This is a genomic window from Agrococcus beijingensis, from assembly GCF_030758955.1.
In the GTDB taxonomy this organism is placed as follows: domain Bacteria; phylum Actinomycetota; class Actinomycetes; order Actinomycetales; family Microbacteriaceae; genus Agrococcus; species Agrococcus beijingensis.
On sequence record NZ_CP132360.1, the window covers coordinates 2,672,113 to 2,680,109 of the forward strand.

Annotated in this window: 5 protein-coding genes; 3 read left to right on the forward strand and 2 right to left on the reverse strand. The window is 75.2% G+C overall.

All coding sequences use genetic code 11. The features are described from left to right. Nucleotides 1–17 precede the first annotated feature (17 nt). Both Q9250_RS13080 and Q9250_RS13085 read right to left on the reverse strand, forming a co-directional pair. The gene (locus Q9250_RS13080; RefSeq protein WP_306232303.1) at nt 18–1,202 is read right to left on the reverse strand and encodes an NAD(P)/FAD-dependent oxidoreductase; all 1,185 of its coding nucleotides are present in this window, start codon (nt 1,200–1,202) and stop codon (nt 18–20) included. Nucleotides 1,203–1,211: 9 nt separating this feature from the next. Beyond that, the gene (locus Q9250_RS13085) at nt 1,212–2,264 is read right to left on the reverse strand and encodes a DUF4192 family protein (protein ID WP_306232304.1); all 1,053 of its coding nucleotides are present in this window, start codon (nt 2,262–2,264) and stop codon (nt 1,212–1,214) included. A 113-nt stretch (nt 2,265–2,377) separates the two neighbouring features. Between Q9250_RS13085 and Q9250_RS13090 the strand changes: the two genes are divergently transcribed. From Q9250_RS13090 to Q9250_RS13100, 3 genes are all read left to right on the forward strand, one after another. Then, nucleotides 2,378–4,669 carry a heavy metal translocating P-type ATPase gene (locus Q9250_RS13090; RefSeq protein ID WP_306232305.1) on the forward strand — a complete coding sequence of 764 codons (2,292 nt, stop codon included), beginning with the start codon at nt 2,378–2,380 and terminating at the stop codon, nt 4,667–4,669. A gap of 474 nt (nt 4,670–5,143) precedes the next feature. Next, complete coding sequence (locus Q9250_RS13095) at nt 5,144–6,868, forward strand: gamma-glutamyltransferase family protein (RefSeq protein ID WP_306232306.1); 1,725 nt, start codon at nt 5,144–5,146, stop codon at nt 6,866–6,868. A gap of 66 nt (nt 6,869–6,934) precedes the next feature. Beyond that, nucleotides 6,935–7,930, forward strand: coding sequence for an LCP family protein (locus Q9250_RS13100; RefSeq protein WP_306232307.1), 996 nt, complete (start codon nt 6,935–6,937; stop codon nt 7,928–7,930). The last annotated feature ends 67 nt before the right edge of the window (nt 7,931–7,997 follow it).

Genomic DNA, 7,997 nt, shown 5'->3' on the forward strand with positions numbered 1-7,997 from the left:
CGGCCCCCTGCGGGTCGCTACAGGCGCCCCTTGAGGATGCGATGCCAGTACACCTGGGGCAGCCCGAAGCGGTCGAGCACGTGCCAGAGCGGGCTGGATCGGATCTCGTCGGGCACCGGCAGGCTGCGCCGCACCTGCAGCGATCGGTCGTACTCTCCGAAGGAGAGGCTGCGGCGCGCCGTCGCGATCGGGGCGACGGTGTAGCCGTCGTAGCGCTCGAGCGGCTGGCCGGCGCGCGCCAGCCGGATGTTCTCGACGACGAGCTTCACCTGCTGGCGCAGCGCCCCTCCGGTGCGCGCGTCGCCGAGGTCGCCGGCGTCGCCGACCACCCAGATCCGCGGATGCTGGGGGTGCCGGAGCGTCTCGGGGTCGACGGCGGCGAACCCGCCGGTGCCCTCGCCGTCGAGGCCGGAGTCGGCGATCAGCCGCGGCGCCGCGTACGGCGGGTGCAGCCCGACCAGGTCGGCCTGCTCGACCGCCTCGCCCGCAGGACCGCGCAGCGTGACCGCGTCGCCGTCGATGCTGGTGATGCGGGTGCCGAGGCGCACCTCGACCCCGTAGTCGTCGAGGTGGCGCCGAATCTCTTGCTCGATCGCCGCGACCGGGTGCAGCCGCGCTGCCTCGTGGACGAGGGTGACGCGGATGCGGTCGAGGGTGCCCGCCGCGCGCCAGGTGTCGCAGGCGATGAAGAGCGGCTTGAACGCGGTCTCGAGGCCGGAGGCAGGTTGCGCGTGCACCTGGAAGATCGCCGTGCCGCCTGCCATCGCGTCGATGCGGGTGCGCGAGCGCTCGAGCTCGGCATCGACGAAGGTGGTGATCGCGGTGCCGTCGGCGAGGGCCTGCTCGGCGCCCGGCAGCCGGCTCCAGTCGATGCGGGCGCCCGGGGCGAGCACGATGTCGCGCCCGCGCACCTCGCTGCCGTCGGCGCACCGCACCGAGCGGCGCACGGGGTCGATCGCGACCGCGGCGGTGCGATGCCAGACGACCCCGTCGGGGATGAGCGAGGACTGCGGCCGCACGAGCTCGTCGGGGCTCGCGAGCCCGGTGCCGACGTAGTGCTGCAGCGGCTTGTAGACGTGCCGGTCGGAGGGCTCGATCAGGCCGACGTCGAGGCAGCCCCGGCGCCGCAGTCGGGCTGCGGCCGAGATGCCGCCGTTGCCGCCGCCGATCACCAGGACGTCGTGCACGTGTGCTGTGGACATGCGGTGACGCTACTCCGTGCACCCGGGATGCAGCACCCAGTCCGGCGCCCCCTTCGCGTCGACGATGTCGCGCAGCAGCGGCGCCATGGTGAGGTGCGGGTCGACGGCCATCGCGAGCTCGGCGCAGCGGCCGGCGGTGCGCCCCCGGCCGAGGAAGAAGTGCAGGAAGCCGACGATCACGAGGCCCGGGCCCCGCAGCTCGAGCGGCGTCGCCTCGGCGATCGCCGTCCAGCGGCGCAGCCGATCGTGGAGGCGCTCCGGGTCGGGGGCCGGCCCGCAGCCGAGGAAGCGGTTGGCGGCCGCGTCGGGCACCGCGGAGTCCGCGTCGCCGAGCACCGCGAGGGTACCCGCCGCGGCGCTCGCGCCGTCGATGGCGATCTCGATGGCGAGGTCGCGCATCGCAGGGGCCTCGACCAGCAGGATCGCGAGCGCCGCGGCCTTCGCGGGGTCGATGCCGAGCGCCCCCGGGCCTGCCCCGATCCGGGGCGCGAGCTCGACCGCGGCCTCGAGCGCGGCGATCGGGTCGTCGTGCGCGAGGTGGAGGTCGACGTCGTCGAGATCGTCGAGCCAGGCGGCGACATCGGCGGCGGCCTTGCTGTCGCGCGTCGCCGGCACGCCGGGCACGGGAGCGAGGTCGGGCACGCCGGGCGCCGGGTCGTCGAGCAGGTCGAGCTCGGCCAGCGGCCCGCGGGCGCACTCCGGCGAGGCGTAGTCGCCCCACGCGTCGGGTCCGAGCGCGAGCAGCTCGAGCGTGCGGATCCCCGCACGGGAGAGCTGGCGGGCGAGGTGCCGCATCTCGTCGCGCAGCGGCAGCGGGTCGGCGCCGAGCGGCGCCTCGAGGCACGCGACGAGCACGACGGCGTCGCAGCCGCGACCGCCCGCGCGGATCGCTCCCGCGAGCGCCGCCACCGACCGCCGCTCGGGCAGGTCGAGCGCCATGGGCATGCCCGAGCGGCCGCTCGACAGCGGCAATGCGATGAGCGAGGGTGTCTCGACGGGGCCGACGAGCCGGGGCAGCAGCTGCAGCAGCGACTGCGGGGTGCGGATCTTCACGGTGTCCATGAGCGGAGGGTGCGGCAGCCGGTGCCCGGCGTGTGCGGAGACCGTCATCGGGTGTGGACAACCGGCGCGGCAAGCGCCTTGCCAGATACCCCCGGGGGGTATACGGTCGGGGCATGCGCGAGCACGAGAACCTTAGCCACGACCGCGGCCACGACGCCGTCCACGAGCGCGAGCGAGGCGAGGAGCACAGCGACCACGCCGGTCACGAGGAGCACACCTCCCACGCCGGTCACGAGGAGCACAGCGACCACGCCGGTCACGAGCAGCACAGCTCCCACGCCGACAGCTCCCACGCCGGCCACGAGGAGCACAGCTCCCACGCCGGCCACGAGGAGCGCAGCTCCCACGCCGGCCACGAGCAGCACAGCTCCCCCGCCGGCCACGAGGAGCACAGCGCACACGCGGGCCACGGCGGCCACGCGGGCCACGGCGACCACGTCGGCATGTTCCGCCGCCTCTTCTGGTGGATGCTCGCGCTCGCCGTGCCGACGGTGCTGCTGAGCGGCATGTTCGCGTCGATCGTCGGCTACGACCTGCCCGACCAGCCATGGGCCCGGTGGGTCTCGCCCGTGCTCGGCACCGTGCTCTACGCGGTGGGCGGCCGCCCCTTCCTCACGGGCGCCGTCGACGAGCTGCGGGCGCGCAGGCCAGGCATGATGCTGCTCATCGCGCTCGCGATCACCGTCGCGTTCGTCGCCTCGTGGGCGGCCACGCTGGGCATCGCGGAGCACGACCTCGACTTCTGGTGGGAGCTCGCGCTGCTCGTGGTGATCATGCTGCTGGGGCACTGGCTCGAGATGCGCTCGCTCGCGCAGACGTCGTCGGCGCTCGACTCGCTCGCCGCGCTGCTGCCCGACGAGGCGGAGCGCGAGGTCGACGGCGGCACCGAGCGGGTCTCCCCCGACGCGCTGCGCGTCGGCGACGTGGTCGTCGTGCGGCCCGGCGCGCGCGTGCCCGCCGACGGCGAGATCATCGCCGGCTCGGCGAGCTTCGACGAGTCGATGATCACCGGTGAGTCGCGCCCGGTCGCCCGCGGCATCGCCGACCGCGTCGTCGCCGGCACCGTCGCCACCGACTCGGGCGTGCGCGTGCGCGTCGACGCGACCGGCGACGAGACCGCGATCGCCGGCATCCGCCGCCTCGTCGCCGATGCCCAGGCGTCGACGTCGAAGGCGCAGCGGCTCGCCGACCGCGCGGCCGGCTGGCTCTTCTGGTTCGCGCTGATCGCTGCCGCGCTCACCGCCGTCGCCTGGACGATCGCCGGAGCCCCCGACGACGCCGTCGTGCGCGCCGTGACGGTGCTCGTGATCGCCTGCCCGCACGCGCTCGGCCTCGCCATCCCGCTCGTCGTGTCGATCGCGACCGAGCGCGCCGCCCGCGGCGGCGTGCTGATCGCCGACCGGCTCGCGCTCGAGACGATGCGCGCCGTCGACGTCGTGCTGTTCGACAAGACCGGCACCCTCACCGCGGGCGAGCCCGCGCTCGTCGAGCTCCACGCCGTCGACGGCGACACCGATCGACTGCTCGCGCTCGCCGCGGCGGCCGAGTCGGCGAGCGAGCACCCGCTCGCGCGGGCGATCGTGCGCGCGGCCGAGGAGCGCGCGCTCGTCGTCCCCGACGCATCCGACTTCTCCTCCTCCCCCGCGGTCGGCGTGACGGCCACGGTCGACGAGCGCCGCGTGCGCGTCGGCGGCCCGCACCTGCTCGGCGAGGAGGCCGCCCACGAGCTGCCCCAGGTCGAGCCGTGGCGCGCGGAGGGCGCGATCATCCTGCACGTCGTCGTCGACGGCCGCGTCGAGGGTGCGCTGCGGCTGGCCGACGAGATCCGCCCCGAGTCGAAGCAGGCGGTGGATGCGCTGCACCGGCTGGGCGTCGAGGTCGCCATGGTCACGGGTGACGCGGAGGCCGTCGCGCGCAGCGTCGCCGGCCGGCTCGGCATCGATCGGGTGGCGGCCGGCGTGCGGCCGGAGCACAAGGAGCGCGAGGTGGCGCGGCTGCAGGCCGAGGGCCACCGGGTGGCGTTCGTCGGCGACGGCGTGAACGACGCTCCGGCGCTCGCCCGTGCCGACGTCGGGCTCGCGATCGGCGCCGGCACCGACGTGGCGATCGCGTCGGCCGATGTGATCCTGGCGAGCTCCGACCCGCGCAGCGTGCTGTCGGTCTTCGAGCTGTCGCACGCCAGTGCGCGCAAGATGGTGCAGAACCTCTGGTGGGCGGCGGGCTACAACCTGCTGTCGGTGCCGCTCGCGGCGGGCGTGCTGGCGCCGGTCGGGTTCGTGCTGCCGATGTCGGTCGGCGCGCTGCTGATGTCGGTGTCGACGATCGTGGTGGCGCTGAACGCGCAGCTGCTGCGCCGGCTCGACCTGACGCCCGAGGCCTCCACCGCCCGGGTGCTGCGCGGCTGACCCCCGCGGCCGAGCACAACGCAAGCCCGCGGCGCGCATCGTGCGGCCCGTGCAGGCCCCGCCCCTGTCCGCCGCCGATCGGCCCTCCCGGGCTTGCGTTGTGCACCGAGCTGGGTGGAGCTCCCCGGCTCGCGTTGTGCACCGAGGTGGGCGGAGCTCCCGGGCTTGCGTTGTGCACCGAGCTGGGTGGAGCTCCCCGGCTTGCGTTGTGCACCGAGGTGGGCGGAGCTCCCGGGCTTGCGTTGTGCACCGAGCTGGGTGGAGCTCCCCGGCTCGCGTTGTGCACCGAGGTGGGCGGAGCTCCCGGGCTTGCGTGGTGCACCGAGCTGGGTGGAGCTCCCCGGCTTGCGTGGTGCACCGAGGTGGGCGGAGCTCCCGGGCTTGCGTTGTGCACCGAGCTGGGTGGAGCTCCCGGGCTCGCGTCGTGCACCGCGCTCGGCGAGGCTCCGGATCGCGGTCGGTAGCGTGGCCGCCATGATGCGCACCAGACCGCCGCTGCAGGGATCGTTCGGAGCCGTCGCCTCGACGCACTGGCTCGCCTCGTCGAGCGGCATGGCCGTGCTCGAGCGCGGGGGCAACGCCGCCGACGCGGCCGTCGCGGCCGGCTTCGTGCTGCACGTCGTCGAGCCGCACCTGAACGGTCCGGGCGGCGACCTGCCCGCGATCGTGCGGGTGCCGGGGCGGGAGCCGGTCGTGCTGGCCGGCCAGGGGCCGACGCCCGCCGCCGCCACCATCGAGCGGATGCGCGCCGAGGGCATCGCGCACATCCCCGGCACCGGCCTGCTCGCCGCCGTCGTGCCGGGCGCCGTCCCCGCGTGGCTGACGCTGCTGCGCGACCACGGCACGTGGGCGCCGGCCGACGTGCTGGCCTTCGCGATCGAGCTGGCCGAGCGCGGCCACCGCGTGCTGCCGCGCGTCGCCCGCACCATCGCCGGACGCGCCGAGTTCTTCCGCGAGCACTGGCCGGCGTCGGCGGCGCTGTGGACCGACCCGGCGCCCGAGGCGTGGGCTCTGGTGCGCAACCCGGTGCTCGCGGGCACCTACCGCAGGCTCGCCGACGCCGGCGCGGGCAAGGGCCGCGAGGCCGCCTGCGATGCCGCGATCGCCGCCTGGAGCGAGGGGTTCGTCGCCGAGGCCATCGACCGCCACAGCCGTGCGCCCGCGATGGACTCGTCGGGCGCCGCCCACGCCGGCCTGCTCACGGGCGACGACCTGGCGGGCTGGCGGCCCGGCTGGGAGCCGACGATGTCGATGCCGTGGCGCGGCACGACCGTGCACAAGGCCGGCGCCTGGTCGCAGGGGACGGCGCTGCTGGCCGCGCTCGCGATCGCCGACCCGCTGCTGCCCGAGCGGGCGGATGCGTTCGACGCCGACCTCGTGCACGTCGCGGTCGAGGCGACCAAGCTGGCGCTCGCCGATCGCGACGCCTGGTTCGGCGACGGCGCCGACCTCGGCCGCCTGCTCGACCCCGCCTACCTCGCCGAGCGGCGCGCGCTCATCGGCGACGCCGCCTCGCTCGAGCTGCGCCCCGGCGCGCTGCGCGGCGAGCCGCGCCTGCCGCACGTCGAGGCCGCGACGGCCGCGCCGAAGCCGGCCGGAGCCGGCGAGCCGACCCGCGGCGACACCTGCCACATCGACGTGGTCGACCGCGACGGCATGGTCATCTCGGCGACACCCTCCGGCGGCTGGCTGCAGTCGAGCCCGACGATCGCCGACCTGGGCTTCTGCCTCGGCACGCGCGCCCAGATGCTGTGGCTGGAACCGGGGCTGCCCACGAGCCTCGCGCCCCGCATCCGCCCCCGCACCACCCTGTCGCCGACGATGCTGGTCGACGACGACGGCACGGTGGCCGCGCTCGGCACTCCCGGCGGCGACCAGCAGGACCAGTGGCAGCTGACGATGCTGCTGGGCATGCGCGTGCTCGGGCTCGACCCGCAGGCGGCGATCGACGCGCCCTCGTGGCACGTGACGCACCTGGTGTCGTCGTTCGAGCCGCGCGTGTGGGAGCCGGGCGGGCTGCACGTCGAGTCGCGGCTCGGCGCCGACACGATCGCCGAGCTCGAGCGCCGCGGGCATGCGGTGACGGATGCGGGGCCCTGGTCGCTCGGACGCCTCTCGTTCGCCTCGCACGGCCCCGACGGCACGATCCGTGCGGCGTCGAACGCCCGCGACGAGCAGGGCTACGCGGCGCTGCGCTGAGCGTGGCGCGTCGGCCGCAGGTGCGGGGCTGGCCTAGCCTGGAGGCTGGTGGAGAAGGAGTGCGCTGTGGCACGACACGGTAGAGGGTTCAAGCGGTTCGCCGTCATCGCGACGGCGGCCGCGCTGGTGCTGACCGGCTGCGTGCCGACAGCGGAGCCGGAGCCGACACCGACCGTCGCGCAGACGCCGACGGCGACGCCCACGCCCACCGCGGCCCCCCCGCCGACGCCCGAGCCGTGGGTCGACCCGCTGCCCGACGGCGCGGTCACCGCGCTGCTGCTGGGCACCGACTCGCGCACGCCAGGCGCGTTCGACGGCAACGCCGACGTCATGATGCTGGCCCAGATCTCGGCCGACCGGCAGACCCTCGCGCTCGTCTCGATCACGCGCGACTCGTGGGTGAACCTGCCGGGCCGGGGCTTCGCGAAGATCAACGCCGCCTTCTCGTACGGCGGCACCGAGCTCGCGCGGCAGGCGGTCTCGGGCATGTTCGGCGGGCTCGAGATCGACTACGTGGTGCAGACCGACTTCACCGGCTTCGTCAACATCGCCGACTCGCTCGGCGGCTTCACGGTGCAGAACCAGCACGCCTCGCAGATGGGCACGGAGACCGGCAACCTGGCCGTCTACCCCGCGGGCCCGGTGACCATCACCAACCACGACGCGCTCGCCTACGTGCGCCAGCGCAAGGAGCTGCCCGAGGGCGACCTCGACCGCACCCAGCGTGCGCGCGAGTCGATCATCGGCATGCTCGACCGCGTCGACCAGATCGCGGCGGATCCCGCGCAGCTCACGGCGCTGATGGGCGCCATCGCCGGCAACGTGCGCCTCACCGGCGAGCTGAGCGTCGACGACATGGTGGCCCTCGCGACCATCAGCCAGGGCCTCGAGCGCACCGACATCGTGAGCCTCATGGCGCCGCTCGACGGCTACGCGATGCAGAACGGGCAGTGGGTGAACGTCATCGATGCCGCGCAGACCGCGGCGCTGGGGGCGGCGCTGCAGGCGGGCGATGTGCTGCCCTACGTCGCGACCTATGGCACGGAGTACGCGCTGCCGTAGGCACGCGCTGCCGTAGGGGCACGCGCTGCCGTAGCGGCACGCGCTGCCGTAGCGGCACGCGCTGCCG

Excerpts from the sequence above, each read along its gene's own strand:
- Q9250_RS13080 (WP_306232303.1), bottom strand. The coding sequence starts at position 1,202 with ATGTCCACAGCACACGTGCACGACGTCCTGGTGATCGGCGGCGGCAAC.
- Q9250_RS13085 (WP_306232304.1), bottom strand. The coding sequence starts at position 2,264 with ATGGACACCGTGAAGATCCGCACCCCGCAGTCGCTGCTGCAGCTGCTG.
- Q9250_RS13090 (WP_306232305.1), top strand. The coding sequence starts at position 2,378 with ATGCGCGAGCACGAGAACCTTAGCCACGACCGCGGCCACGACGCCGTC.
- Q9250_RS13095 (WP_306232306.1), top strand. The coding sequence starts at position 5,144 with ATGATGCGCACCAGACCGCCGCTGCAGGGATCGTTCGGAGCCGTCGCC.